This is a genomic window from Quadrisphaera granulorum (assembly GCF_003149145.1).
Taxonomy (GTDB): Bacteria; Actinomycetota; Actinomycetes; order Actinomycetales; family Quadrisphaeraceae; genus Quadrisphaera; species Quadrisphaera granulorum.
This window is the reverse complement of record NZ_QGDQ01000006.1, coordinates 15,863-42,364: the sequence shown is the minus strand read 5'-3', so window position 1 is coordinate 42,364 and position 26,502 is coordinate 15,863. Positions and strand designations below refer to the sequence as shown.

Sequence of the window (26,502 nt, the reverse complement as noted above, 5' to 3'; positions counted from 1 at the left end):
CGGCAGCCGGTACGGCGAGCACGGCCTGGCGCCCCGGCTACAGCTGCCAGGGACCGGCCGGGCTGTCGGTGGTGCAGGGCAGAGTGGTGCCCCGTGAGCACCGCCTCGACCTCCACCGCCGCTACCCCCGCTCTTCCTGCGGACCTGCGCGAGACCGCCGAGGCGCACCTGCGGGCCCTGGCCGGCGAGCACGCCCGCCTGCGTGACGACCAGTGGGCCGCCATCAGCACGCTCGTCGCCGAGCGCCGTCGCGTCGTCGTCGTCCAACGCACGGGGTGGGGCAAGTCGGCGGTGTACTGGGTGGCGACCGCGCTGCGGCGCCACCACGCCGAGGTGGGCGGGGCGGGCCCCACGCTCGTCATCTCTCCGCTGCTCGCGCTGATGCGCGACCAGGTGGCCGCGGCCACGCGCTCGGGCTTGCGGGCGGTGACGCTGAACTCCGCCAACGTCGACGACTGGCCCGCCATCGAGGAGCAGATCGCCGCCGACGCCGTCGACGTGCTGCTCGTCAGCCCCGAGCGCCTCAACTCCGTCGGCTTCCGCCAGCGCGTGCTCCCCCGCCTGGCGCCGCGGCTGGGCCTGCTCGTGGTCGACGAGGCGCACTGCATCTCCGACTGGGGCCACGACTTCCGCCCCGACTACCGCCGCCTCGCCTCGGTGCTCGCCGGGCTGCCCGAGGGAACCCCGGTCCTGGCGACGACGGCGACGGCCAACGCCCGCGTCTCCGCCGACGTCGCCGCGCAGCTCTCGGCCGACGGGACCCCGGCGCTGACGCTGCGCGGCCCCCTCGACCGGGAGGGCCTGGAGCTGGCGGTGGTGCCGACGCCGGACGTCGCGCACGCCTACGCGTGGACCGCCCAGTTCCTGCGCGACAGCAGCGGCAGCGGGATCATCTACACGCTCACGGTGGCCGAGACGGCGCGCCTCGCAGAGTTCCTCGCCTCGAACGAGGGCGGCGGCCACGCGGTCGCGGCGTACTCCTCGGCCACCGAGCCCGCTGAGCGTGAGCGCCTCGAGGCGGCGCTGCTGTCCGGCGAGCTGCGCGCACTGGTCGCCACCTCGAGCCTGGGCATGGGCTACGACCACCCACGCCTGGCCTTCGTCGTCCACCTCGGGGCACCGAGCTCACCCGTGGCGTATTACCAACAGGTCGGCCGCGCTGGCCGCGCCCTCGACGGCGCTGTCGGAGTGCTGCTGCCGACCGCCGCCGACGAGCGGATCTGGGCCTACTTCGACTCCACCGCCTTCCCGCCCGAGCCCGTGGTGCGCCGCGTGCTGGAGGTGCTGGAGCGGCTCAGCGGCGGTCAAGAAGGAGTCGGCCTGCCGAAGCTGGAGATCGAGGCGGGGCTGCGCCGCGGTCGGCTGGAGGCGCTGCTCAAGGTGCTCGACGTCGACGGCGCCGTCGAGCGCGTCGCCGGCGGCTACCGGACGATCACGCAGACCACGGGCCAGCCGTGGCACTACGACGCCGAGCGCATCGCCGGGGTCGCCGCCGCGCGCCGCGCCGAGCAGGCGGTGATGCGCCGCTACGCCGCCACTCCCGCCGAGCAGCCCCCCGGGTCGCAACCATGCCTCCTGCGGGTGCTGCGCTCGGAACTCGACGACGACGGCGCCGCGGACTGCGGCCGCTGCTCCGCCTGCACCGGCCGCCTGCCCGCGCCGGGGCTGGCCGTCGACGAGCAGCTGGCCGCCGCGGCGCTGCGCCACCTGCGCAGCCAGACCACCGTCCTGGAGCCGCGCAAGATGTGGCCGTCGGGTACCTCCGGGCGCCGCGGTCGGATCGCCGAGGGCGTGCGCGCCGAACCGGGCCGCGCCCTCGCCATCGGGGAAGACCCGGCCTGGGGTGAGGCGGTGGCCGCGGTGCTGCGCGAAGGACCATCGGCGGCGTCGTGGGCCGACGTGGTCGACGGGTGCGTGAGGACGCTGGGCCGCTGGCGCTGGCCCGCGGGCCGGCCGGCGTGGGTGACGTGGCTCCCCGACGGTTCTGGAGGCGCATCGCCGCGCGAGCAGGCAGCCCGCGCCCTCGCCGAGGCGCTCGGCGAGGTGGGCCGGCTGAGGGTGCTGCCCGCGCTTGAGGCCGTTGCGGGGGCGCCCCTGGAGGCTCCGCGGCGCGAAGGCGCCGGGCCCGCACCCGCGTCCGCAGCCGCGGGGGTCGCGCTGGCACGGCTGCGGCTGTCGGAGACCGGCCACGAGGTGCTGGCCGAGGCTGCGGGGGCGCCGGTGCTCGTGGTCGACGCCGAGACGCGCACCGGCTGGTCGCTCACCGTCGCGTCGGTGCTGCTGCGCGAAGCCGGCGCCGGGCCCGTCTATCCGCTGGCATTGCTCAAGCGCGCCTGAGTGCGGGCGCCACCAGCGCCTGCCGCGAGCGCGGTCATCGCCGGGGTCAATGACGCGGTTCAGTGATGCGTTCAGTGGTGGGTCTCGACGGCGACGCGCACCTCGTCGCCGAGTTCCAAGCCTTCCCGGACGCGGACAGCCTTCTTGAGCGGCAGCACGTACCGCACCCCCTCGCCGTCAGCACCCGGCTCCGGGAAAATCGACGTGGTCCAGCGCGACCCACCGATGGACGCCGTCACCTTCACCGCGCCGAAGCCAGCGCGCGGACGGGGCACGGCGGCGATCTCGTCCGAGGCGTCCTGCGGGAGCCGCACGAACACCCATTCGTCGGCGCGGGCCTCCCACCGCCACAGCTCGGCGGTGAACTCGTACCGCGTTTCCGCTCCCAGCGCACCCTCCGCTGACTCGCCCACGCCCCCACTCTGGGACACCGACGGCACGCCCGACACTCCCGGCTGCCCCTGGGCACCCTTCACTCCACCCCTCCGATACCAAGGACCTCCGCGCCACCTCTCACCGGGAGGCACCCGACCGTGGACGCTGTGTTCCGGTCTGAGCGGCCACACCGGAACACAGCGTCCACGGTCACGGAATGGCGGCCAGTCGCTGTTCGGGAAGTCCATGATCACGGAGTGAAGGTGGCGCGCAGGTGCATGAACGTGACCGGGGGAGGCCGGCGCGCTGCCCGAGGCGCGCACCGGTGCAGGAGATCGACACAAGGCTTCAGGCCACTGCGTGTCGGGCCCCGGGACGTCAGCGGGCGGCGAGATGCTGCCTGACCGAGTCAGCCACCTCACGCGCCTGCCCGGCCGCGTACCGGCGTCGGGGTCCGAGGAAGAACCGCAGCCCATCTCCGCGCCGCCGCGGGATCACGTGGAAGTGCACGTGCGGGACGCTCTGACTGACCACGTTGTTGGTGAGCAGCAGCGCACCCTCGGCGCCGGTGGCTGCCTCGACAGCACGCTGCAGCGCCTGACTGGCGGCAAGCCACTCGGCCGCGATCTCGACCGGCAGCTCGTCCCAGGTCTGCACATGCACGACCGGCACGAGCAGCACGTGCCCAGGGAAGACCGGGTGAGCGTCGAGGAAGGCCACCACCGCGTCAGTACGGAGCACCACCTCGGCCGCCACCTCGCCCCGCACGATCGCGCAGAACGCACACGGCCGGTCCGATCCCCGCGGGGTGAACTCCTGCGCCACGCCCGGTCTCCTGCCCGCACGAGCCCGCGGGAAACCTGCGACGCAGCAGGGCGACCCGCGCACCGCTGATCCGCTCCTTCTCGCTGAACAATGGGCCGAGTCCCCGATTCAGGTCGACGGTCCGCTGTGACGCGAGCGCCCGGAACTGCCGCCCCTGGACCGGAGCGTCTGTGAACCGAGCCGTGCTCGGTTCAACTCTTCAGGGTGACCACGCGCTCACGCGCAAGGGGCCACCGCTTCACAGCTCCACGCACCGACCCCCCATCCTCTCTTCGGATTGAGGTGAGACGGCTGGCGCATCGACAGTCATGGCGGGGTGAACACCGCGCTGACAGCATGGCTGATCACACAACTCACTCTCACCCTGATCTCACATCAAGGAGACTCTCGCCTCACAGTACAGATGTGAGATCCGTCAGCGCTTCACATCTGCGCAGGTCACGCACGTGTGAGAAGTGGGCCTGACCAGCAAACGGCCGGATGCAATCTCACATCCACACTTCTCACATCGACCGAACGTCCCGTCGGCGACACGCTCCAGCGCGGCATCGACCTCACGCAGCCGCGCCCGCTGACGGTCACGCACAGCCATCGCCTGGGCCCGCTCGAAGGCAATGGTGGCGCCCTCCGGGTCGTGCTCGTCGTCGGCGTTGGAGTCTCGCGACGCCTCCACCACCCCGGCGACCGCACGGTCGAGGTCGCGCACCTGGGCGGTGGCGTCCGCGCGCTCGGCCTCCAGGGCGGCCACCACGTCGGCCAGGGACAGCTGGCTCACGGGCGGATCATCGTGACGCCCACCGGTGCGGTGCCGGCGTCCATCGCGCGCACGAGCTCCTCGATGCCGGCGGCGTCGTCCAGGGGCAGCCAGCGCGCCACGAGATCCTGCGGGCGCAGCCGGCCGCTGGTGACCAGCTCCAGCAGCTCGGGGTAGCTGCGGGCGTCCATGCCGTGGCTGCCGAACAGCGCCAGCTCATGGCTGACGACCCGTGAGACCTCCACCACCGGCTCGGCGGCGACGAGCCCGATCTGCACGTGGCGCCCCCGACGTCCCAAGGACAGCAGCCCGGCGTCCAGGGCTCCGGGGCGCCCGACGGCGTCGACGCTGACCGCCACCGAACCCCCCGTCGCGAGGACGGCGTCGGCCACCTCCCGCGGCGTCAGCCCAGCGGTGGTCACCGTGCTCGCGGCACCCAGCTCCACGGCGCGGGCCACGGCCCGAGCATCGACGTCGGCGGCGACCACCTCGGCGCCGAGCGCCGCCGCCACCATCACCGCCGACAGGCCCACGCCCCCGCAGCCCACCACGAGCACCCGCTCGCCGGCCCTCAGCTGCGCGCGCTGCACGAGGCCGCGGTAGGCGGTCGCGAAGCGACAGCCGAGCAGGGCCGCGGCTCCGCCGTCGACGTCCTCGGAAACCTCCACGAGGTTGACTGTCGCGTGGCGCACCACCACCTGCTCGGCCCACGATCCTTGCGTGGTGAACCCGGGCTGCGTCTGGTCGCGGCAGACCTGGCCGTCACCGGCCAGGCACTCCGCGCAGCTACCGCAGGCGTGGACGAACGGGGTGGTGGCGCGCCGGCCCACCCACGCCGGGTCGACGCCCTCACCGACGGCCACCACCCGACCCACGAGCTCGTGGCCCGGCACGTGAGTGGCAGGGGTGCCGCCGGGACCGGCATGGGGACCGACGACGATGTCGCTGTCGTGCCCGGCCCAGGCGTGCACGTCGCTGCGGCACAGCCCGGTGGCCTCCACCGCCAGCACGGCGCCCTGCGCGGGCGGCTCGGCATCGGGCAGGTCGACGAGGGTCAGGGAACCGCCGGGCTCGGTGTACTGGAGGGCGCGCACGTCAGGGAGGGTAGGCGCAGGCTAGACGGCGCCTCCGACGAGACGGGGCTCGGCCATCGGCGCCCGCACCGGCCCCCGCGCCGGCACCTGCGCCGGCACTTGGCCCGCGGCGGCCAGCGCCGCTTCCACGTGCAGCCGGGCCGACGGCAGCAGCGGCACACCGGCGGGGACGTCGTCGGGGCCGAGCAGCAGCTCGAGCTCGGTGCAGCACAGACCCACCGCCTGCGCGCCGCGGTCGACGAGACCGGCCACCACGGCCGCCAGGTCAGCTCGGGTGGCCGGTGAGAAGACGCCGCGGCACAGCTCGCCGAACACGGCGTGGTCGACGCGGGCGACCCCGGCGGCGTCCGGCGCCACCACCTCGACCCCGGAGGCGGCTAGGCGCTCGACGTAGAACGGCTCGGTCATCGTGCCGCCGGCGCCCAGCAGCCCCACGCTGCGCACCCCGCGCGCCAGCGCTGCCGCGGCCACCACGTCGGCCAGGTGGAGGAACCTCACACCCCGCTCGGTGAGCGCCTCCTCCAGCGGACCGGCGGCCTTGTGCATGTAGTTCGTGGCGAGGACGACGACGCCAGCGCCCGCCCCGGCCAAAGCCAGGCCCTCGCGGCGCAGCTGGTCGGCGGCGACGTCCCAGCGGTCGGCCAGCTGGAGCTCGCGGACCCGCGCGAAGTCGAGGCTGCGAACCAGCAGGTCGGCGCTGGCCAGCGGCTCGCCGGGTTCGTTGCCGGCGCCGAGGGCACGGTGCTCGCGGACCAGCTCGTTGGCCAGCCGGTAGTACAGGGCCGTCGACTCCCAGCTCATGCCGCCGAGTACGCCAATCGTCGTCGTCCCCAGCGCAGGCGCAGCCGTCGTCGCAGCCGCAGCCGCAGCCGCCGTCGTCGTCGAGGTCTGGGGGCCGGGGGTCTGCTGCTCAGGGGTCGGCGCGTTCATCCCTCCACGGTGGCCGCGGGCCGCGGTCCGCGGTAGTCCGCCCAGCTCAGAGGCAGCCACAAGCGTCGCTTGTGGGATGGTGCGGGGCGTGGATCCCCGCCGCCTACTCGTGCTCCTCGCCGTGGAGGCCGAGGGATCCCTCACCGGCGCGGCGACCCGCCTGGGGATGACCCAGCAGGCCGTGAGCCAGCAGGTGTCCCGGCTGGAGGCGGAGGCCGGCACCACCCTCCTGGTACGTCAGGGTCGAGGCAGTGCGCTGACCGAAGCGGGCCGGGTGCTGGCCGAGCGGGCCGAGCAGCTGGCTGACGTCCTGCGCGCCGCCGAGGAGGACCTGGCCGCGCTGTCCGGCCTCGTGCGCGGCGACGTGGCGCTGGCCGCCTTCCCGACCGCCTCGGCGGTCCTGCTGCCGAGAGCGCTCGCGGCGCTCGCGGACCGCGCGCCGGGCCTGTCGGTGCGCCTCACCGAGGCCGAACCGCCGGAGGCGGAGGCCGCCGTGCGGGCGGGGCGGGTGTCGTTGGCGCTCGTCTTCCGCTACGAGGGAGACCCAGAGCCGGTGCCCGGAGACCTGCTGCGTCTGCCGTTGGGCCGCCACCCCGTCCACGCGGTGGTCCCGGCCGGTGAGCGAGCGCCGGGGCACCTGGCTGATCTCGCGGACCGGCCGTGGATCGCGGGATGCCCTCGCTGCCGGGCGCACCTCGTGCGGTGCGCGGCGGCGGCAGGCTTCACCCCCGACGTGCGCCTGGAGACCGACGACCACGTCGCCGTCCAGCACCTCGTGGCCGCGCGGCTGGGGGTAGCGCTGCTGCCCGTGTGGGCGCTGCGCGCCAGCTCGGCGCCCGGCGTCCTCCACGGTCCCGTGGGTGGTCTGGACGCTCGCGTAGTCGAGCTGCTGCTGCGGCCGGAGTCGCGCCGTGTGCCCGCCGTCCGCGCCCTCGCCGAGGAGCTGCGGCGCGGGGTGACTGAGCTCGACGGGGCCAGCTAGACGAGGGAATCCCCCCGGGGCTGTCAGGCCCACCGTGAGTCCACCATCCCTGACGCCCGCCCCGCGGAGGCCGTCGTCGTGTCGGGAGCTGTGGTGAGTTGGCCCCTTCGGCGTGACCGCGTGGTCACGCCGAAGGGGCCAACGCTGCACAGCTCCCGACACGGATCCGTCCCCGGCGAGGGTGTCCAGCTCGATGTCCACGACCAACTCCGGTTCGGCGTCCGAGAGAAGGGCACCGACCCTAGGAACCGACCATCCTCAGCCGGCCTGAGGACGAGCACGTCGACCTGCCCCGCGCGGGCGCGACGGACCACGTGCTTGTGGTTCACGCCAGCGCGACGCACGACGCCCGTGTGGTTCACGAGTAGCTGACGCGCCACGCGGTGGTGGTTCACGACGGCGCGACGCACAACGCCCCTGTCGTTCACGACGGGCCAACGCACGACGCGCCTGTCGTTCACGACGGTGCGACGCGCTGCGGTCGTGTCATTCACGGAGGTGCGACGCGTCACACGCGTGAGAGTCAAGTGCGAGTCGAACACGCCCGACCTGGGGTTTACTCGTCTCGACGTGATTCTGACGGCTTATCTCACTAGGGGTACTCGCGACACACTCGTTTCTGGCACAGCCGCACTCGCCCGAGGATGACTGGCAGGGTTTACTCGTGGGCGGTGCCTGCGGCCAGGGGCTTCCTCGCGGGGCGGGCACGGACGCCGACGGCCGCCGGCGTCACCTGACGCGGGGCAGCCCGCGGCGCCGTGGGCTTACAGCGCAGTCGGCCCGTCAGCAGGAGCCGTGCCGGCCGATCCGCCAGCTGGCGCGCAGGGAAGGGGCGGTGAGGCTCAGGCCTCGTCGAGGAGGGCCCGGGCGATGACGCGGGCCTCCTCGAGGCCGTCGTACCGCAGCTTGTACGTAGCGGTACGACCCGAGCCGGTGGTGGACAGCAGGTGCCGGCGTCCGGCGAGGTGCTTGGTGTAGTTGCCCGTGTCGAGCAGGCCCAAGCGCTCGACCTCGGCGCGGACGACGGCGTCGGGCACAGGCTCGCCACCGTCGCGCCCGCTCCAGCGCAGCGCGGCCAGGAGAAGGACGGCGGCCGTGCCGACGCGCTGCGCGCGGGTACGGCCGAGGCGGGCCGGGTCTCCGGCGAGCTGCAGCTTGCCGCCGCGCTCCTCCCAGACCCGGTCGAGCAGCTCGGGGCGCACGCCGAGGGCGTCGGCGATGGAGCCCCACGGCTCCTCGCTGGCGCCGGGCGCGGTCGCCCACGTGCGAGGCGTCACCGCCACCAGTCGCTCCGGGCCACGACGGGCGGCGGCCCACTCGGCAGCTCGATCGGCAGCCCGATCCCCCGCTCGGTCGGCGGCGCGGTTGGCGCGGCTGGAGTAGCCGTCGTCCTCGATGTCGGACCGGACCGCCAGCCGCGGGTTGGTCCGCGCCGACGGAGCGCTGTTCACCGGGCGCAGCACGCGCGGGCTCTGGGGCTGGGGCCAGCCGCGGTGCTCGGCGCTCTCGTCGAGGTCCCAGGCAGGGTCGCCGAGGTCTTCGGTGGGACCGAAGCCTGCAGCGGGGAACGGACCCGCCGTGGAGGGGTGGTCGAGGCCGGAGGCAGGTCGGTCTGCCGGCAACGCCGTGCGAGCGGCGGGTCCGACAGGCGGGAACGTTCCGGCCTCGCCGCCGTCCGACAGGACCGGGGCGTGCTCCCCGCCGGTGCGGAGCATGAGGTCGACGGCGGTGGTGAAGGCCACCGCCCGCAGGTCTCCTGAGACCCCGGAACGGTCGACGGCGGCCGCCGCGCGGCGGAGCACCTCGGCGACATCCACGTCCAGCAGCGTAGCGGCGGACGGGCGCCCGCCGCGCCTGGTGACGGAAACGCGTCACCCACCATGAGCGGTGCGTCACGACCGGCGTCACGCGTGCGTTCTTGGCAACTCGGCGACCTACGCGGCGGCCTGATCTCTTGGCATTCCAAGTGCGCGACGCGAGTCTTGACTCTCTTCGCGTGACTCGCACTGCCAGCAATAATGACTCGTGGAGTTGCACTACAAGTGCTGATTACTGGGACCGTGACGCTGCGACGACGCGATCGAAAATCTCGCGAGGCAGCGCCGCCCCCTCACGACGCACTGACGCAGCCGGGAGACGCAGCACCCTGTCGAGTCTGACTTCGCTGGGCCGGCGCTGCGAGTCCCACGCACCCGTGCCGACGTCCATCCAGCGGCGGCCGTCACTGTCGCGCTGACCCTGGGTACGCGGGCTGGCGTGGTCCTTGCTCGTGAGCATGAGCCCGACGACGTCGCCGTCGTCCAGCACGTCCAGCACCAGGACGGGGCGGTCCTTGCCGCGGGAGGCGTCCTCCTCGTACGGCACCCACGCCCAGACCACCTCGCCGGGGTCGGGCAGGCCGTCGGCCTCGGGGGCGTAGCGTGCGCCGCCGGTGCCGGTATCACGCTGGGGCGGAGTGGGCGCCGGAGCCGGCTCGCGGCGCAGGCGCGAGCGCTCCGACGGCCGCTCCGCCTTCGAGGACGACGACGGGCGCCTCGGCGGAGCCGCGGCGGGACGCTGCGCCTGCCGATCTGCCCGAGGCTCGGCGGGAGGGGTGGTGGACCGGGCCGCGGAGGCCACGGCCTTCGCGAGGTCGAGCAGCTGCGTCAGGATCCCCTTCGCCACGCGACCACCGTAGGCCTCGCCGTGTGGGGCGGTCGCCCCGGAACAGGTGGTGGCGAGCGCCCCTGACCCTCCACCTGCGGGGCCGCGACCGGGATGGGCAGGCTCCCCGCAGGCGGCGCGGGGATGTGGCGCAGAACCGCATGATCGTTGCGAAGGCGGTGCGCGACCATCCGCGCCGATTTTCGCCGTCCGTGACGACCCCCGGCTCGAGCCGTTCGCGGAGGGAGCCGATCGAGGCCGGATCAGCGAGGGGCGGGCACCAGTTCGACGACGGCCCACGACAGCGCCGGCAGGGTGATCCGCGCCGTCTGCGCGCCTCGCTCGCTCGCCTCCACAGCGACCGTCCCGCCCGCGGCGGCCAGCGGCCGCAGCCGCACGGCGTCGGGAGCAGCCTCGCGGTTGGAGGTGTACCGGTCCTGCCCGTCGGCGGCGGCCAGCACGAGGGCGTCACCCACCGAAAGGTCGGCGAAGCCCCCGAGGCTGACCGCAACGTCCGCAGACTCCTCCAGCGACCGGTTGGCCAGGAAGAGGGTGAGACGCGCGAGCCCGCCGCCGTCGTCGTGGTGGACCACCGCGGACGCGTCGACCAGGTCGACGTCCCCGTACCTGCCCGTCTCGTACCGGTCCGACGAGGTGCGCACGTCGAGCACGTGACCACCCAGGGAGCGACGGCGCACCTGCTCGAAGGGCAGGGCGATGGTCTGCTTCCACGCGGCGCCACCGGGCTCGCTGCGCAGCAGACCGATGACGTTGACCAGCTGCGCCTGGCAGCCGACGAGCACCCGGTCCCCGTGGCGCAGCAGGGAGTTGAGCAGGGTCCCGACGACGACGGCGTCCTGCACCGTGTACTCGTCTTCGATGATGCGCGGGGCGACGTCCCACGCGATGAGGCCGCGGGCTCGCTCGGAAGAGTGCCAGGCGGTCTGGTTCCAGACGTTCCACTCGTCGAAGCTGATGCCGATCTTCTTGCGGCTCTTGAGCTTCGCGCCGACGGCGTCGGCGGTGGCGGCCACCGAGTCGATGAAGAGGTCCATGTCGACGGCGGAGGCGAGGAAGTCGGCCAGCGGGGTGGTCTCCGACTCCTCGTAGTAGGCGTGCGCGGAGATCAGCTGGACGTCCTCGTAGGTCTCCTCCAGGACGATCCGCTCCCACTCGCCGAACGTCGGCATGGACCGTGAGGAGGAGCCGCAGGCGACGAGCTCGATGGTCGGGTCGATCTGGCGCATCGCGCGGGCGGTCTCCCCGGCGAGGCGGGCGTACTCGTGGGCGGTCTTGTGGCCGGTCTGCCACGGGCCGTCCATCTCGTTGCCCAGGCACCACAACTGGATGTTGTACGGGTCTTGCCGGCCGTGGGCGCTGCGGAGGTCGGAGAACAGGGTGCCGCCGGGGTGGTTGGCGTACTCGAGCAGGTCGCAGGCCTCCTGCAGACCGCGGGTGCCGAGGTTGACCGCGTACATCATCTCCGTGCCCGCCTTGTCGGCCCAGCGGGCGAACTCGTCAAGACCGAAGGCGTTGGTCTCCACCGTGCGCCATGCCCTGTCGATGCGGCGGGGGCGGGCGTCGAGCGGGCCGACGCCGTCCTCCCAGTCATACCCCGAGACGAAATTGCCGCCGGGGTAGCGCACCACGGTCGGGCCGACCTCGCGGACCAGGTCGAGCACGTCGGAACGCAGACCGTCGGCATCGGCCCTCGGGTGATCGGGCTCGAAGATGCCGGTGTAGACGCAGCGGCCCATGTGCTCGACGAACGAGCCGAACAGGCGGCGGGGCACCGGGGCGGTCGTGTAGGCGGCGTCGACGGCGATGCGGGCGCGGGGCACAGGGCGTCCTTTCCGACGAATCAGCGCAGGGGCGGCACGGGCGACGCTCACCGGTGATCGTCACCCGACGTCTGCTCGCAGGGTCATGCCTGACAACGTCGTAAGCCTTGTCGGGTGCCACCACACGTGTCAACGCGGACGCGTCCGCAGCCCCGCCACCACAGCCCAGGACTTCCCGGCGGGATCTCAGCCGCACGTCACCCAGACGCCGCAGGAGCTCGACCCACGGTCGACCGAGGACAGGGCACTGCGGCTAGTGTCGGCGCCGCGGCGGCCCCGTCGCACTGAGCCACACGAGGAGGGCCGGGCGTTGACCACCTGCACGTCTCCGGTCCCCCCACACCCCGACCAGCTCGACCGTTCTGCCTCAGCAGGCCAGGACAGCGAGCGGGCCGGGGGCCCCCTCGCACCCACCGCGGAGAGCTGCCGCTCCCACCTGCCTGGTCACCGCATGCCGCGGCTGCTGGCCGAGGTCGTGCAGCGCCGTCCCTGGGGATGGCGGCGCGGCACCGTGACCTCGGTGGGCACCGACGGGTGGATCCTCCTGGAGTGCGAGGACGGCCTCGCCGACGGCGCCCGTGGACGCCGCCGCACCGCCGTCCACGCCTGGCACCACCTCGACCTGTCCGACCGTCTGCTGCCGGGCACCGCCGTGCGGGTCCACCAGCGGGCCTCCCGCCACCCCGACGCACCGATCGGCGTCGGCCCGGCGGCCCTCGCCGGTCCCCCGGGGGTGCTGCCGGGGCTGGTCAGCCTGCACGTCGCCCAGGGGCCCCCACCGGTGCCCGACCCGGTGCAGCTCGAGCAGTGGGCGGACCTGGCCGGCGCCGTCGTCATCGACCTGCGCACCCGCGAACTGCTCAGCGGCCGGCTGTAGCTCTGCCTGCCGCAGACCGCTGATCGCGCGAACGCGCATGCGGCGCTAGCGTCGGAGCCGTGGCTGATGACGTCCACCAGGGCTCCCGTACCGACACCCACTTCCTGCCCGACGCGGCGACGGCGGTCGCCGACGCCGCCCGCGGGCTGGCGATGGCTCACCCCGCCGACGTCGGCGTGGTGCTCGACCCGCTGCACCTGTACGCGGTGCGCAAGGCGCCCGGGCGACGGGTCGCGCTGGTCTCCGGTGGCGGCGCCGGTCACGAGCCGATGCACGCCGGCTTCCTCGGGCCGGGTGGTCTCGACGCGGCCTGTCCCGGCCTGGTGTTCACCTCACCGCACCACCGGCAGGTGTACGAGGCCGCGCGGGGCGTGGCCGGGTCCGGCGGGGTGCTGCTGATCGTCAAGAACTACACCGGAGACGTCATCTGCTTCGCCATCGCCGCGGAGCGGCTGCGCGCGGAGGGCGTGCCGGTGGAGACGGTGCTGGTCGACGACGACCTCGCCACCGAGGGCACGGCAGGAGACGAGGACGACGGCGACGGCGACGGCGACGGCGACGGCGACGGTGCAAGCCAGCGCCGCGGCACCGCCGCCACCGTGCTCGTGGAGAAGGTGCTGGGAGCTGCGGCCGACCGCGGCGACGACCTCGCCACGCTGGCCGCCCTCGGACGTGACGTGGCGGCGCGGGCCCGGAGCCTGGCGGTCGCGTCGCGGGCGCAGACGTCGCTGGCCACCGGTGAGCCGGCGTTCACGCTCGGCCGTGACGAGCTGGAGCGCGGCGTGGGCATCCACGGCGAGCGCGCCGCCTCGACGATCGCCCGCCCGCCGACACGCGAGCTGGTGGCCGGGATGGTGTCCGAGCTGCTCGCGGGTCTGGAGGCCGCCGGTGCGCCGGTGGGCGAGGAGGGCGTCGCGCTGCTCGTCAACGGGCTGGGCGGGGCGACGTCCCTGGAGCTGCACGCGCTGCGGGCGCTGGTGGGAGACCTGCTCGCCGAGCGGGGCGTGCGCGTGGCGACCTCGCTCGTGGGCACGTTCACGGCGGCGCTCGACATGCGCGGGTTCTCCCTCACGCTGCTGGCGCTGCGCCCGGGGTGGGCGGAGCTGCTCGCCGCTCCGACGGCCACGCCGTCGCTGCCGGCGCTGCCCGGACCGGACGCCCCCCAGATCCGGGAGCACGCCGGATCTGGGAGCGCGGGCTCTGGAAGCACGGGCTCCGGAAGTGAGGACTCCGCACGGCGGGGAGCCTCCGACCCTGACGACGCTGGCGCCGCGGTGCTCGCGGCTTGGGCCGAGGCCGTGGCGAGCGCCCACGACGACCTCACCCGCCTCGACCAGCTCGCCGGCGACGGCGACTTCGGCGACAACCTCGCCTCCGGCCTGAGCCACGCGCGTCGGCGCGGGGGCACCCTCACCGACGCCGCGGGAGCGTTCCTCGACGAGGTCGGTGGCAGCAGCGGGCCGCTGCTCGGGCTGGTGCTCGGCGAGCTCGCGCCGGCGGTGCGCCGTGACGCCTCCCCCGGCGATGTCGCCGCGGCGCTGCGTGCGGGAGCCGAGGCGGTGACGCGCGTCGGTGGGGCGCACGTCGGAGATCGCACGTTCCTCGACGCGCTGGTGCCCGCTGCGGACGCGTTGGCCGCCGGCGCCTCGTTCGTCGACGGGGCGAGGGCCGCCGTCGACGGCGCGCTCGGCACGGCGCAGCTGGTCGGGCGCCGCGGTCGCTCCCGTTACCTGGGCGATCGAGCGCTCGGTGCTCCCGACCCGGGCGCGGTCGCGGTCGCGGCGCTCGTCGTCGTCCTCGCCCAGGTCATCGACGGTTCGGCCGAGGTGCAGGCACTGCCGTCGCCGTCCGAGATCGCATCCGGGACGATCGGGGGGTGAGCTCGTCCTTCCCGAAGCGCCCGTACCGGATCATGACCGTCTGCACCGGCAACATCTGCCGCTCCCCGATGGCGGAGGTGGTGCTGCGGCACCGGCTCGCGGAGGCGGGGCTCGACGGCCGGGTCGAGGTCGACTCCACCGGCATCTCCGACGAGGAGGAGGGCCGCCCGATGGACCGCCGCGCCCGCCGCGTGCTGGTCGACGCCGGGTACGACGTGCCCGCTGACGACTCCCCCGAGGCGCACCGCGCGCGGCAGGTGGAGGCGTGGCAGGTCGACGAGCGCGACCTCGTGCTCGCGATGACCGCCGCGCACCGGCGGGCCGTGCAGCGGCTGGCGCCCGGGGTGTCGCACCGGGTGGCGCTGTGGCGCTCGTTCGACCCGGCGGCATCGGGGCTGGTGGGCGCCGGGCTCGACGTCGCCGACCCCTGGTACGGCGACATGAGCGACTTCGAGGAGTGCCTCGCGCAGATGGAGGCGGCCGCCGACGGCGTGGTCGAGCACGTGCGGGAAGCGCTGGCCCAGCACGCCTGATCCCCCACCCCCTCCGCGACGATCAAGGAAGTTCTGCACGCTCCGCTGTGCTGAACTTCCTTGATCGTGCCGGGGGTCAGCGGAGGGTGCTGGCCGCGGCGCGCAGGCGGGCGTGCACCCCGCCGAACGCGCCGCCGGCGGGAGCGGGCAGCAGCGCCTTCGGCACCTTGGCCAGCGCCGCGTAGGCCGGGTCGACGACGTTGGCCAGCGGCGCCAGGCCCACCTGGCTGAGCAGCTGGTAGGCGTCGAGGTCGTCTAGTCCGAACAGGTCGCGCAGCCAGCGGACCATCTCCACCTGGCTGGCGCGCCACGCGTCCTCCAGCGGACGGCCCGTGCCGACGGTGATCCAGTGGTCGTCGTCCTCCAGGCGCGGTGTCGCCGGGGCGGACGCGGGCGCTCCCGTCGTCGTCCTCATCGACGACGACGCCAGCTGCTCCGAGCTGACGAGGTCCACGACGAGCGTGGTGGTCATGGCGCCCTCGACGGCGGTGCCGCAGGTCTCGCCCTCGCCCTGGCGGTAGTGGCCGTCGCCGAGGCTGAACAGGGCGCCCTCGACGTTGACGCGCAGGTAGCAGGTGGTGCCGGCGCGCATCTGCGGGGTGTCGAGGTTGCCGCCGAACACGCCCGGTACCAGCGAGGTACGGACCTCACCGGCGGCGGGCGCCACGCCGACGGTGCCGAGCATCGGATCCAGCGGCAACTCGACGCTGAAGGCCTCGCGCGAGCCGCCCGCGGTCAGCTCGACGGCGAGCGTGCGGCGGGCGGAGTCGAGGTGGTAGATCCACGTCCGCTCCGGCAAGGACGGTGTGAGCAGCGCGGTGGTGTCGGTACCGGTGAGGCCGCCGAAGAACGGCACGAGGCTGGAGACACCCGTGTCACGGGCGGGCTCGAGATCGACGAGGTGGAGCGCGAGGACGTCGCCGGGTTTCGCGCCCTCGACGAAGAACGGACCGGTCTGCGGGTTGAGGCCGGGCGCCGGCGGGGTGTTGGAGGTGACGTCGGCGGTGGTGCGCAGGCTCCCCCCGAAGGCGTCCTCGCTCCACAGGCGCAGCGCCTGCCCGGGGCGCACGGAGCGCAGCGGCGCAGCGCCGCCGAACGTGTAGGCGTACTGCTCGACGCTCGGGTGGACCTCGACGACCTCCATGCCGCCACCCCACCACAGGCGTGTACCGCGTGCGAGCACGCTCTCCCGTTCTGAAGTGGCCGCCCCCCTCCTTGAATGGCACGGGGTGGCCCCGTGACACTGCGCCTAGGACTGGCACAGGGCCACCCCGTGCCAGTCAGGGAGTGGCATGGATCTCCCCAGGGCCGAGCGGGCCGATGACGTCGCCCGTGCTCGGGCAGGTCCAGAGCGGGCGCGGGTCGGCGTCGTCGCCGGGGGTCAGCTGCAGCGGGTGCGTGGTCGGGTGCTCCGGGCACGGAGGCCAGTTGGTCGGCCGGTGTGGCCACAGCGACTCGACCACCTCCCCATGAGCGGTGTCGGCGACACGCGCTGCTTCCTCGGCGACACGCGCTGCTTCCTCGGCGGCACTCTCGCTGCCGTCGCTGCCGAACAGGCCCGCGTCCCCTTCGCCGATGACGCGGAACCACGCCGGCGGCAGCGGCCAGGACGCCGGCCAGCCGCGCTCGCGGGTGGCCGGCATCTCCAGTTCGACAGCGATGCCGTCGGCTGCCGCCATCGCGACCAGCGCGTGGACGGCGGCGAGGGAGGCTGCGCGCAGCGGTGGTGAGTCAGGCTCGGCCTGCGGTCCGTGCGCGACGGCGGGACCGGCGTGCGTGTCGAAGACCACGTCCACGTGCTTGGAGAAGCCGCCGCCGTCGTCGTCCCACGCCTCGTTCACGTCCGGAGCGTCGCACGCCCACCACCCGGCCCGCCAAACATGCAGAACTCGGGCGCGACACCGTGGGAAGTGGCGCCGACAGCACTTCTGCATGCCCGGCGGGACGCCGGCACCCCGGAACGCGTCCAGCGGTGGTGACGACGAACGTGCAGAAGTAGGCGACACGCCGCTCAGCACCCTCGCCACGGGAGTTCTGCACGTCTGCCGTCACTGCTGCGACCACGGAGGAGCCCCGACGGGCGCGGGAACACCGCGGCACGCCGGGCGGTTGAGCCCCAAGTCCATGCACATGCATAGACTTGGCGGAGCGGTTCGTCCCAGCCGCCCAGCGAGAAGCCCAGGAGGCGCACCGTGCAGTTCGGCGTGTTCACCGTCGCGGACCAGACCCCCGACGTCCACACCGGTCATGTCCCGGACGACGTCGAGCGCCTGCGCTCCCTCGTCACCATCGCCCAGCACGCCGAGGCCGCCGGCCTGGACGTCTTCGCCCTCGGCGAGCACCACGAGACCGGGTTCGTCACGTCCAGCCCCACCACGGTGCTCGGTTACATCGCGGGCCGGACCTCGCGGCTGCGCCTCTCGACGTCCATCGCGCACATCACCACCAACGACCCGGTGAAGCTCGCCGAGGACTACGCCACCCTGCAGGTGCTCTCCGACGACCGCGCCGACGTCATGTTCGGCCGCGGCAACTCCATGGCCGGCTACTCCGCGTTCGGCAAGGACCCGCGCGCGTCGGTGCAGCTCACGGTGGAGAACTACCAGCTGCTGCGCCGCCTGTGGGACGAGGACTCCCCCGTCGACTGGCAGGGTCAGTTCCGCAGCCCGCTGCACCAGTTCACCGCCACCCCGCGGCCGATGGACGGCGTCGCGCCGTTCGTCTGGCACGGCTCGATCCGCACGCCGGAGGTTGCCGAGATCGCCGCGTACTTCGGTGACGGCTACTTCGCCAACAACATCTTCTGGCCGAAGGAGCACTACATCCGCCTCATCGACCTGTACCGCCAGCGGTGGGAGCACCACGGCAACGGTCCGGGCAGCACGGCGATCGTCGGGCTCGGCGGGCAGGCGTTCATGCGCAAGCGGTCCCAGGATGCGGTGCGGGACTTCCGCCCGTACTTCGACAAGGCACCGGTGTACGGCGGCGGCCCGAGCCTGGAGGAGTTCACGCGCCAGACGCCGCTCACGGTGGGCACGCCGGAGCAGGTGGTCGAGAAGACGCTGACGTTCCAGGAGTTCTTCGGTGACTACCAGCGTCAGCTGTTCCTCATCGACCACGCGGGCCTGCCCCTGAAGACGGTGCTGGAGCAGATCGACCTGCTCGCGGAGGAGGTCGTGCCAGCGCTGCGCGCGGAGATGGAGGCTCGGCGTCCCGCCGGGGTGCCGAGCGACCCGCCGAGCCACGCCAGCCGGGTGGCCGCCCGCGCGCAGAAGGCCGCGCAGCAGACGACGCAGCAGACCACGCAGGCTCAGCAGCAGCGGGCGTGACCAGCACCAAGCTCGCCGTCGAGGCCTGGGAGGCACTCTTCCGCACCCAAGCCTCGCTGGTGCGCCGCTTCGCCGAGCAGGACGTGTGGGCACCCGAGCACGGTGTCGGCCTGCGCGAGTACGACGTCCTCTACACCCTCACCACCAGCGTCGGCGGGCGCGCCCGGCTCGGCGCGCTCGCCGACGCGGTGCTGCTACCGCAGCCGTCGCTCAGTCGACTCGTCGACAGGCTCGTCGCGCAGGGGCTGCTGCAGCGCGAGCCGGACCCGGCCGATCGGCGCGGCGTCGTCCTCGTCCTCACCGACGCGGGGCGAGCGGTGCAGCGGGAGGTGGGGCGCCGGCACGCGGCCGCCATCGCCGACGCGCTCGGGGAGCACCTCGACGACGACGAACTCGCCGCGCTCCGTGAGCTGTGCCGGAAGGTCCTCCCTGCATCCAGCGCATGATCTCGGTCGGAGCGTCAGGACCAGATGGCGGCCGGCCAGCCATCGGGAGTGATCTCCGGCGGGTCCGGCCACGAGCGGGCCACGCCCTGCGCCACGCGCCGGGCGACCCACGCCACGGCGGCGGCGTCGAGCACGTCGTCCACAGCAGCACGTCCGGCCTCCCCGAGGTCATCGGGGACGACGACGTCGTGCGCCGCCAACAGCGACCTGCGCCGCGCGGCGCCCGCCCAGCTCTTCTTGCGGTCCGGCAGCGGCAGACACCCTCGCGCGTCTCCTGCCTCGACTCCCGCCTCCATCGCCGCCATCACACCGAACGCGACCTCCGGATGCACCTCGACGACGCGCGGCCGACCATCCGCACCTGCACCGGCGGTGTCGCGGACCCAGGCGTCGACCTCGAGGATCTTCGCCCGCAACCCGTAGGCCTGGATGCTCACTCCGGCGCCGGTCGCTCGGCGGGAGATGGCGACCGCTCCAGCGTGCGAGCCAGCCTCCAGCGCAGCGCGCACGGGTGTGAGGAACACCGACGACCGCCGCGCGCCCAGCGCCGCGCGAGCCGCCAGGTCGGCGAGGCGATGACCGCGCTCGGCCAAGCCGATGGGGATGTCGAGCCCGACGACGGCGAGGGGCCCGCCCCGCTGCGCGATCGTCACGAGCGTGCGGACGTCGGCGGCGGTGTGCGCCTGCACGGAGATGCCGCGTGTGCCGTTGTGGTGAGTGGTGTGAGTGTCGTCGAGGACGACGCCGACCCAGCGCCCGTCCCAGACGTCGGCGCCCAGCACTCTCACGTCACAACCCTCACACCAGCACCCTCACACGCGGCGATGGTGCCCGGCGATGTCAGCGGGAGCTGACCAGCCCTGCGGCCAGCGGCTCTGGCTGGAGTGCTGGCTGGGTTGTTGGCCGGGCTGTCGGTGGGGTCGTGCGCTGGGCCTCGTAGGCCTCGACGACGGCGCGCGGCAGCTTGCCGCGCGGGCTGATCTCCAGGCCACGCTCGCGTGCCCAGGCGCGGACAGCAGCGCGGACCGACGGCTCGTGCAGGTCGAGCGGGGTGGCGAGCGCGTCGTCAGCGGCCAGCTCACCGGCGGCCGGCTCACCGATGACCGACTCGGCCACGTCCTGCGGGGTGCGCTCGGTCCGCGGCACGGGCACGCGCACCGCCGCCAGCGCCTGCGTCATCGGGCCGGGCACACCGACGGCCACCCGCGGGATCGACCCGGTGGCCACGGCCGCGGCGGTGAGCGTCGCGAGGACGTCGTCGACGTCCACCCCGAGCACCCGCGCGGCGGTGAGCAGCTCCTCGCGCTCTGCGTCGCCGGCATCCGGCTCGCGGCCGACCGCCCCGGCCAGCGCGAGCACCACGCCGCGGGAGGCGGCGCGGACCTGGGCGCGGGTGAGGTTGGCGGCGTCGGCCAGCAGGGCGAGGGTGCGGGCGTCGTCGTCGTCGAGGGGACCTGCAGCGAGTGCTTCGGCGAGCAGCTCGACGTGCGCGGCGACGGCCGGAAGGGGCAGGTCGGGCCCGTCGAGCGCCAGCGACTCCAGCGCCACGGCGAGACGACCCGGCTGCGCGACCAGCGACGGCTGCGCGTCGGTGCGCGCGACGGCGCAGCTCATCGGCGGAACCTCGACCTGTGGCCACGGGGTGTTGGCCGCGCGGGCGACCACCGCAGCCTGCCCCTCGCAGCTCTCGCCGGCACGGGCGAGGTATCGCTGGAGCAGTCCAGCGGCGGCGCGGGCGTCGGTGAGGGCAGTCGGCACGCCGTCGAGGGCAACCCCGGCGGCACGGCAGCAGTCGACGAGACGGCGTCGGTGCAGACCGGGCAGGTGCCGCCAGCTCGCCTCGAGGGTGCACAGCACGGGAGCCATCGGCAGCGCCACACCCGTGGCGGCCAGCTCGGCGCGCAGGTGGGCCAGGTCGGCGGCGGCACCGTGGGCGACGAGCACGCGGCCCGCGAGCGCCTCGACGAGTTCCCCGGCGACGTCGGCGAACGTCGGAGCCGTCACCAGCTCCTCCCGCGAGACGCCGACGACGGCGGCGAGCTCACCCACGTCGAGGTTCGCCCGGAGGCTCGCGAGGGGGCCCGTGGCGTCGGATGCGGCGGTGTCAGATGCAGCGAGATCGGCCGCGGGGTCGGGCACGGGCACCACGGAGGGGCGCACCAGGGAGGTCCACTCACCGACGACGGCGCCGTCGGCGTCGAGCTGGACGACGGCGATCTCCAGCAACCGGTCACGCTCCGGGGAGGGGCCGCTGGTGACGATGTCGAGGACGGCGTAGCCCCAGTTTCGAGAGGCCTCGTCACCGGTGGCGGCGTCGAAGCCTGTCACGGGCGTCGCGCTGAGGGGCAGGACGTCGGGAACGACGCCCGCGGCGCGAGCCGCGACCTCGGCCACGACGGACAGCGGCTCGGTGATGGCGCGCCCGGCGACGTCGGCGGTGCGGAGGGCGTCCGGCTCACCGCCGCGCAGGGCGGTCGGCATGACCGCTACCCCCGCGGGAGCTGCGCCGCTCGCGCAGGAGCCAGCGGTGAGCGAGAAGCGGCGCGCACCGTCAGCGCGCCTCATCAGCCGGTCCAGCACGCCCATGCCACTGCCCTTCCGTCACGAAGAACCTCGTCCGCCACAGCGGCCCCAGACCTGAGTCTGGCCTGATGGGACTCGCCGCGGGCTGGAACGCCGAGACCCGTCGTCAGAGGCGTACGACGACGGGCCGTCACCGAATCCCCTCGAACCGTGACGATCACGGACGATCTGGCCGCAGAGCGGGGACTCTGGGGACCGGCGGGGACGGTCGCTGGCGCTGCCGACGGCTCCCGGGCCGTGTCCCCTGCGGTAGACGGCCCGCGTGTTCTGGCGTGTTCGGCCAACCGAGGGATGCGTTCAAGGGCACAGTGAGCGCCTGCCGATCCTCGATGGAGAGGATGTCCGGCTGAACGGGGAGGTGACCTGCCGTGACGTGCGATGCGTGCGGAGGCCAGGGCTTCGAGCTGGTGGGCGTGGACCCAGCGGGAGTCGTCGCGATGAGGTGCCTGCGGTGCTGGCACGTGGAGCGCGTCGTCGCCGACCCCCACCCCCCGGCCGGTTCACCGGAGTGCCCCTCCCGCTACCGCTCCCTGCGCGCGACCGTGCCGGCGCAGACCGAGCGCGAGCAGCCGGCTGCTGTCGCCGCTCCCCCTCGTTGATCATCTGCTGATCGCCCGCAGACAAAGCCAGTGACTCCGCCGTTGACCAGGCCGGTGATCTCGCGCTGACCGCCGGCTGATCGGCTGCTGACCCGCCTGTGACGCGCTTCTGACGGGCTCCCGGGGCCGGCGGCACCTGCGCCGGGCAGGATGGTGGCGTGACGAGGATCGCCGCGTGCCAGCTGGCCCCCGTCCCCGACGACCTCGCGGCCACCGCGGAGCTGACGGGTGACGCGGTCCGCGAGGCCATCTCCGAGGGCGCTGACCTGGTGGTCCTACCTGCGCTGGTGACCACCGGCGGTGTCCTGTCCGACCCCGAGGCAGCGCGCGCGGTGGCCATCGCCCCCGGGCACGGCGTCTTCGCGGCGTGGGCCGCTGCGTGCACCGCGCGGCACGGCGCGGTGGTGGTCGGCGGGTTCTGCGAGGCCGGCGACGACGGGCAGCTCTACAACAGTGCCGCCGTCGTCGACGCGACCGGCGTGCGGGCCGTGTACCGGTGCGCGCACCTATGGGACCGCGAGCGCCTTGTGTTCGCGGCGGGCTCCGCGGCGCCACCGGTGGTGGAGACGCTGCACGGGCGGGTCGGCGTCGTCATCAACTACGACCTGCGCTTCCCCGAGTGGACCCGCACCGCGGCGCTCGGCGGCGCTGACGTGCTGGCGGTGCCCGTGGCGTGGCCCGATGCCCAGCCCGGTGAGGGCGGTGGACCGGACGGCCAGCTCGTGGCGGCGGCCACGGCCCGTCTGGACCGGGTGGCGGTGGTCTGCGCCGACCGCAGCGGCCCGGGCTGGACGGGCGGCAGTTGCGTCCTGTCCGCCGGTGGGCAGCTGCTGGCGGCCGCGGGGCAGGGGCGGAGCGCGGCATGGGCCGACATCGACCCTGAGGCCTCTCGCGACAAGGTCGTCAGTGGCCTGTCCGATCTGTGGCTGGACCGGCGGCCCGAGCTCTACGACCGGGTGACCGCTCCGCGTTCTTGACGACGGCGCCACCACACGTGCGCCTCGGCTGCGCCGATCGCCGCGAGGCGGCCCGCGACGAGCATCACGACGAAGGCCACCACGATCGAGAGCCACCACGGCAGCCCGCGCGTCATCATGCGGGTCAGCACGAACGCCCCCAGCGACACCACGAAGGACACGACGCGGATCCACGTGGGAGTGTTCACCCTCACAGCATGCACCCCCCTCGCCCGCTCGACGTCGCCGCCGAGGAGGTGAGGGGGGTGCGTGCCATGGAGGCGGACGCTCAGAAGCGGCCGTACACCACGTTGCTGCCCCAGATGGAGCGCTCGGTGACGGACTTGCCCGAGCGCGGGGAGTCCATCATCTGACCGTCACCGGTGTAGATGCCCACGTGGTAGGCGCGGCCACCGCGGACGAAGAACACCAGGTCACCCGGACGCGCCTCGGAGGCGCTGATGCGAGTGCTGGCGTCCATCTGCGCGTCAGCGGTACGCGGGATGGAAATGCCGTTCTGGGCGAAGACATGCTGGGTGTACCCGGAGCAGTCGAAGCCGGACGGGGTGTTGCCACCGAAGCGGTACGGCGTGCCGATGTACTGGCTGGCCGTGGCGAGGACGGCGCCGCTGTCGAGCACCGGTGCGGCGTTGGCCGGCACCGCGGCCGCGGCCATGAGGCCACCGGTCAGGGCGAGACCCGCTGCAGCGCGAGCCAGAGCACGGCGGGGACGGGACGTGCCGGCAGCGGAGGCCGAGCAACGGTTGCAGGAGACATGACGCCCGCGATGGGCATGGGTCATCGACATAGGGGGGTGAGCCTCTCCGACGCCTGCGAGGTGAGCTGTCGGGTTCGGGAGGTGAGGTCCCCCGGCTCGCTAGGCGAGCTTCACCCCAAGGACGCCGCGCTTGATGAAGCACGACGCCCGGAAGTGGTTCCCCCGTCCCCTGCCATACGGGTTTGTGGCCTCGGTCGCGCTGGCAGGGGCTCGGCGTGCGCGATGAGGACCCTCGGGTCATCTCCGAGAGCGAGCAGAAAGTACCGGGAAGTGACGGAATCGCACAAACATCCCAGCTCGGAAGCATGATCGATGAGGTGTCAATGACCAGAACTCAAGTCCTGCGACCGGGCGTCACCCGTCCGGGCTATGCCCGAGCGTTCCTCCAGCAGCTCGACAAACCGTCGTCCGGCCCTTCGTCCGACCGGGTCTCGACGCGCCGAATGATCTCCGCTGGGTCACGATGAGCGCGTGGCCCACGGTCCCAAGCTCATCGATCGCATCGACGCGTTCCAACGGCGCCACCCGGCCAGCGCGTTCCCGCTCGCCGTCGTCTACAAGTTCGCCGAAGATCGCGGTCCGCACCTGGCGGCGCTCATGGCGTACTACGGCTTCGTCTCGGTGTTCCCGCTGCTGCTGCTCCTGGTGTCCGTGCTGGGCTTCGTGCTGCAGCCGTTCGCCGGGGCCGACCCGGACCTCTCGAACCGGGCCGTGACGACGACGATCGACGTCCTTGCCGGTGTGCCCGTGCTCGGCAGCGCGCTGCAGGGCAGCATCACCGGGCTGCGTGGCAGCGGCGTGGCGCTGACGATCGGCGCCCTCGGCACCCTCTACGGCGGGATGGGCGTCATGCAGGCCACCCAGGCCGCGCTGAACCGGATCTACGCCGTGCCGCGGTACAAGCAGCCCAACCCGATCCTGTCGCGCCTGCGCAGCATCGTGCTCATGGTGGCGCTGGGCCTGCTCGCCATCGTCGCCACGGCGATCTCCGTGGCGCTGCCGCAGGTAGCGCAGGCCGTGCCGGTGGGCGGTGGGCTGCTGCTGGCGGCGGGCACCCTGGTGCCGTTCGCGATCAACACGGGCATCTTCATCGTCATCTTCAGGGTCCTCACCGCGGTGCACCTGGGGTGGCGCAACGTCCTGATCGGCGCGCTGGTCGCCGCGGGGCTGTGGGAGGTGCTGCAGACGGTGTTCGCGCGCCTCGGCGGCGCGTACCTGCAGCACGCCGGGGACGTGTACGGGGTGTTCGGCGTCGTCCTCGGTCTGGTGGCGTGGTTGTACCTGCAGTCGATGGCGCTCGTGCTCGCCGCCGAGATCAACGTGGTCCGCCAGCGGCGGCTGTACCCGCGGGCACTCCTGACGCCGTTCACCGACGACGTCGACCTCACCCCGCAGGACGTGCGCACCTACACCGGCTACGCGCGCAGCGAGACGTACAAGGGCTTCGAGACGGTCACGGCCACGTTCGACAAGGACGCCCCGCCCGAGGAGCCGACCGTCCGCGCTGCCCCGGAGGCTGCCTCTGAGACTGCCCCAGAGATCGACGAGGACGACGTCGAGCGCGCCGGCGCGGGGTCCGGCGCGGCGCGCTGACCGACGCTGATCCGGGGTCTCAGCCGACGGAGGTCGAGACTCCGTCGGAGGGTCGAGCGTCGTTCCAGGGGCGCACCACCGTGCGGTTCCGGCCTTCCTGCTTGGCGCGGTAGAGGCACTCGTCGGCGGCGGCCACCGCCCCCAGCACGTCGCCGCGAGCGACTCCGTCCTCACCGGCGGTGGCACTGACGACTCCGACGCTCACCGTGACCGCCCACTCGGCCATCCACTCGGCGGCTCGGGCGCGCAGGGCCTCGGCGTAGTCGCTCACCTGGTCCGGGGCGGTGGTGGACAGCACGAGGAACTCCTCCCCGCCGAGGCGCACGGCGAGGTCTCCCGCACGTGTCTCGTGCGCCAGCCCCGCGGCGAAGCGGCGGAACACCTCGTCTCCCACCTCGTGGCCGAACCTGTCGTTGATGGCTTTGAAGTGGTCGATGTCGAGCATCAGCACGCAGCGGAACCCCGTGGGGGCGTCCGCGGCGCGCGGCAATCGGCTTTCGAGGCCCCGACGGTTCAGCAGCCCGGTCAGAGGGTCGGTGGCGACCTGCTCGACCAGCGACGCCAGGGCACCTTCCAGGTGCGTGCGCAGCCGCAGCACCACCTCGCTGGTGCCGAGAAAGGCCAGCACCGGGAGCGCCGTCAGCGAGATCCACTGCAGGACGCCGTCCGCCACCGCCCCCATGACGACGCCCACGCATGCCACCAGCGCCGCCATGACCACGCGGCACTGCCGGCGGGAGAGGTAGACGGCGGCGTACACGGCCAGCGGCAGGAGCAGGACGACGTTGAGTACACCACCGGCGCGCGACTGGTTGGCCAGCACCGACAGCACGACGATGCCCTGCAACCCGCACACCACTGCGGCCAGGGCGGCGCCGGACCAGCGACGCGCGACGGCAAGCAGCGCCGTGCCGACAGCGGTGCCCAGCACCAAGCTGGCGATGAAGGCGAGCGTCCACGCGCCGGGACGCAGCGTGGTCGGGTCGAGGGCCGCGACGCACCCCACGGCCACAGCGGCCAGCACCAGGCACGCCAGCACCCGGGCGCGGGGGCGCCCGTCGTCGGCGGTGCGGCCGGCTTCTGGCACGTGCACTCCGTCACTGTCGACCCGCACAGGGTGCGGGGTGTCCTCTTCCATCGGTGGCGC

General features: G+C 73.6%; 25 protein-coding genes and 1 riboswitch. Of the genes, 10 read left to right on the top strand and 15 right to left on the bottom strand.

Annotated features, from left to right (window positions below):
- Nucleotides 1-93: 93 nt before the first annotated feature.
- Nucleotides 94-2,337, top strand: a complete 2,244-nt coding sequence (locus BXY45_RS06570; protein ID WP_109773533.1) for a DEAD/DEAH box helicase — start codon at nt 94-96, stop codon at nt 2,335-2,337.
- Nucleotides 2,338-2,408: 71 nt separating this feature from the next.
- On the opposite strand, the gene BXY45_RS23725 is transcribed toward BXY45_RS06570, so the two are convergent.
- From BXY45_RS23725 to BXY45_RS06545, 5 genes are all read right to left on the bottom strand, one after another.
- Nucleotides 2,409-2,750: a DUF1905 domain-containing protein gene (locus BXY45_RS23725; RefSeq protein ID WP_211319288.1), complete on the bottom strand. Its 342-nt coding sequence runs from the start codon at nt 2,748-2,750 to the stop codon at nt 2,409-2,411.
- A 340-nt stretch (nt 2,751-3,090) separates the two neighbouring features.
- Nucleotides 3,091-3,537 (bottom strand): HIT family protein, encoded by a 447-nt coding sequence (locus BXY45_RS06560; protein WP_109773532.1) that lies wholly within the window; start codon nt 3,535-3,537, stop codon nt 3,091-3,093.
- Between the two features lie 415 nt (nt 3,538-3,952).
- The gene (locus tag BXY45_RS06555; protein WP_245961673.1) at nt 3,953-4,312 is read right to left on the bottom strand and encodes a TraR/DksA family transcriptional regulator; all 360 of its coding nucleotides are present in this window, start codon (nt 4,310-4,312) and stop codon (nt 3,953-3,955) included.
- Nucleotides 4,309-5,385, bottom strand: a complete 1,077-nt coding sequence (locus tag BXY45_RS06550; protein ID WP_109773531.1) for a zinc-binding dehydrogenase — start codon at nt 5,383-5,385, stop codon at nt 4,309-4,311. The genes BXY45_RS06555 and BXY45_RS06550 overlap by 4 nt, the downstream gene beginning before the upstream one ends.
- Nucleotides 5,386-5,406: 21 nt before the next feature.
- On the bottom strand, nt 5,407-6,315 hold the full coding sequence (locus BXY45_RS06545) for an aspartate/glutamate racemase family protein (RefSeq protein WP_109773530.1): 909 nt from the start codon (nt 6,313-6,315) through the stop codon (nt 5,407-5,409).
- A gap of 88 nt (nt 6,316-6,403) precedes the next feature.
- Here BXY45_RS06545 and BXY45_RS06540 point away from each other — a divergent pair, with 88 nt between their 5' ends.
- Nucleotides 6,404-7,297 (top strand): LysR family transcriptional regulator, encoded by an 894-nt coding sequence (locus tag BXY45_RS06540; RefSeq protein ID WP_211319287.1) that lies wholly within the window; start codon nt 6,404-6,406, stop codon nt 7,295-7,297.
- An 842-nt stretch (nt 7,298-8,139) separates the two neighbouring features.
- Here the strand turns inward: BXY45_RS06540 and BXY45_RS06535 are convergent.
- From BXY45_RS06535 to arfA, 3 genes are all read right to left on the bottom strand, one after another.
- The gene (locus BXY45_RS06535; protein ID WP_109773528.1) at nt 8,140-9,114 is read right to left on the bottom strand and encodes a hypothetical protein; all 975 of its coding nucleotides are present in this window, start codon (nt 9,112-9,114) and stop codon (nt 8,140-8,142) included.
- Nucleotides 9,115-9,346: 232 nt separating this feature from the next.
- On the bottom strand, nt 9,347-9,961 hold the full coding sequence (locus BXY45_RS06530) for a type II toxin-antitoxin system PemK/MazF family toxin (protein WP_109773527.1): 615 nt from the start codon (nt 9,959-9,961) through the stop codon (nt 9,347-9,349).
- A 242-nt stretch (nt 9,962-10,203) separates the two neighbouring features.
- Nucleotides 10,204-11,781 carry an arabinosylfuranosidase ArfA gene (gene arfA / locus BXY45_RS06525; protein ID WP_109773526.1) on the bottom strand — a complete coding sequence of 526 codons (1,578 nt, stop codon included), beginning with the start codon at nt 11,779-11,781 and terminating at the stop codon, nt 10,204-10,206.
- A 451-nt stretch (nt 11,782-12,232) separates the two neighbouring features.
- Here arfA and BXY45_RS06520 point away from each other — a divergent pair, with 451 nt between their 5' ends.
- From BXY45_RS06520 to BXY45_RS06510, 3 genes are read left to right on the top strand one after another with little or no spacing between them, the layout of a single operon-like run.
- Nucleotides 12,233-12,658 (top strand): hypothetical protein, encoded by a 426-nt coding sequence (locus tag BXY45_RS06520; RefSeq protein ID WP_109773525.1) that lies wholly within the window; start codon nt 12,233-12,235, stop codon nt 12,656-12,658.
- 59 nt (nt 12,659-12,717) lie between these two features.
- Nucleotides 12,718-14,538, top strand: a complete 1,821-nt coding sequence (locus tag BXY45_RS06515) for a dihydroxyacetone kinase subunit DhaK (protein ID WP_211319286.1) — start codon at nt 12,718-12,720, stop codon at nt 14,536-14,538.
- 32 nt (nt 14,539-14,570) lie between these two features.
- Nucleotides 14,571-15,071 (top strand): arsenate reductase/protein-tyrosine-phosphatase family protein, encoded by a 501-nt coding sequence (locus BXY45_RS06510; protein ID WP_109773619.1) that lies wholly within the window; start codon nt 14,571-14,573, stop codon nt 15,069-15,071.
- A 76-nt stretch (nt 15,072-15,147) separates the two neighbouring features.
- Here BXY45_RS06510 and BXY45_RS06505 read toward each other — a convergent pair whose 3' ends face one another.
- On the bottom strand, nt 15,148-16,215 hold the full coding sequence (locus tag BXY45_RS06505; RefSeq protein ID WP_109773524.1) for an acetamidase/formamidase family protein: 1,068 nt from the start codon (nt 16,213-16,215) through the stop codon (nt 15,148-15,150).
- A gap of 136 nt (nt 16,216-16,351) precedes the next feature.
- The gene (locus BXY45_RS06500; RefSeq protein WP_109773523.1) at nt 16,352-16,912 is read right to left on the bottom strand and encodes a hypothetical protein; all 561 of its coding nucleotides are present in this window, start codon (nt 16,910-16,912) and stop codon (nt 16,352-16,354) included.
- 351 nt (nt 16,913-17,263) lie between these two features.
- Here BXY45_RS06500 and BXY45_RS06495 point away from each other — a divergent pair, with 351 nt between their 5' ends.
- Nucleotides 17,264-18,400, top strand: coding sequence for a CE1758 family FMN-dependent luciferase-like monooxygenase (locus BXY45_RS06495; RefSeq protein ID WP_109773522.1), 1,137 nt, complete (start codon nt 17,264-17,266; stop codon nt 18,398-18,400).
- A complete protein-coding gene (locus BXY45_RS06490) occupies nt 18,397-18,846 on the top strand; it encodes a MarR family winged helix-turn-helix transcriptional regulator (protein WP_109773521.1) in 450 nt (149 codons plus the stop codon). The genes BXY45_RS06495 and BXY45_RS06490 overlap by 4 nt, the downstream gene beginning before the upstream one ends.
- Nucleotides 18,847-18,860: 14 nt before the next feature.
- Here BXY45_RS06490 and BXY45_RS06485 read toward each other — a convergent pair whose 3' ends face one another.
- Together BXY45_RS06485 and BXY45_RS06480 are read right to left on the bottom strand one after the other, a co-directional pair.
- Entirely contained in the window at nt 18,861-19,634 is a 774-nt protein-coding gene (locus BXY45_RS06485; RefSeq protein WP_109773520.1) for a DUF429 domain-containing protein, read from the bottom strand.
- 52 nt (nt 19,635-19,686) lie between these two features.
- Nucleotides 19,687-21,411 (bottom strand): exonuclease domain-containing protein, encoded by a 1,725-nt coding sequence (locus tag BXY45_RS06480; RefSeq protein ID WP_146211112.1) that lies wholly within the window; start codon nt 21,409-21,411, stop codon nt 19,687-19,689.
- 431 nt (nt 21,412-21,842) lie between these two features.
- On the opposite strand from BXY45_RS06480, the gene BXY45_RS06475 reads away from it, so the two are divergent.
- Both BXY45_RS06475 and BXY45_RS06470 read left to right on the top strand, forming a co-directional pair.
- The gene (locus BXY45_RS06475) at nt 21,843-22,028 is read left to right on the top strand and encodes a hypothetical protein (RefSeq protein ID WP_146211111.1); all 186 of its coding nucleotides are present in this window, start codon (nt 21,843-21,845) and stop codon (nt 22,026-22,028) included.
- Between the two features lie 158 nt (nt 22,029-22,186).
- Nucleotides 22,187-23,005, top strand: coding sequence for a nitrilase-related carbon-nitrogen hydrolase (locus BXY45_RS06470; RefSeq protein WP_109773517.1), 819 nt, complete (start codon nt 22,187-22,189; stop codon nt 23,003-23,005).
- On the opposite strand, the gene BXY45_RS06465 is transcribed toward BXY45_RS06470, so the two are convergent.
- Nucleotides 22,975-23,193 (bottom strand): hypothetical protein, encoded by a 219-nt coding sequence (locus tag BXY45_RS06465; protein ID WP_109773516.1) that lies wholly within the window; start codon nt 23,191-23,193, stop codon nt 22,975-22,977. The genes BXY45_RS06470 and BXY45_RS06465 overlap by 31 nt on opposite strands.
- 80 nt (nt 23,194-23,273) lie before the next feature.
- Nucleotides 23,274-23,660 carry a C40 family peptidase gene (locus BXY45_RS06460; protein ID WP_170131343.1) on the bottom strand — a complete coding sequence of 129 codons (387 nt, stop codon included), beginning with the start codon at nt 23,658-23,660 and terminating at the stop codon, nt 23,274-23,276.
- Between the two features lie 139 nt (nt 23,661-23,799).
- Nucleotides 23,800-23,962: riboswitch (cyclic di-AMP (ydaO/yuaA leader) on the bottom strand.
- 271 nt (nt 23,963-24,233) lie between these two features.
- On the opposite strand from BXY45_RS06460, the gene BXY45_RS06455 reads away from it, so the two are divergent.
- Nucleotides 24,234-25,355: a YihY/virulence factor BrkB family protein gene (locus BXY45_RS06455; protein ID WP_109773514.1), complete on the top strand. Its 1,122-nt coding sequence runs from the start codon at nt 24,234-24,236 to the stop codon at nt 25,353-25,355.
- Nucleotides 25,356-25,374: 19 nt separating this feature from the next.
- On the opposite strand, the gene BXY45_RS06450 is transcribed toward BXY45_RS06455, so the two are convergent.
- Nucleotides 25,375-26,448 (bottom strand): GGDEF domain-containing protein, encoded by a 1,074-nt coding sequence (locus BXY45_RS06450; RefSeq protein ID WP_146211110.1) that lies wholly within the window; start codon nt 26,446-26,448, stop codon nt 25,375-25,377.
- Nucleotides 26,449-26,502: the final 54 nt, after the last annotated feature.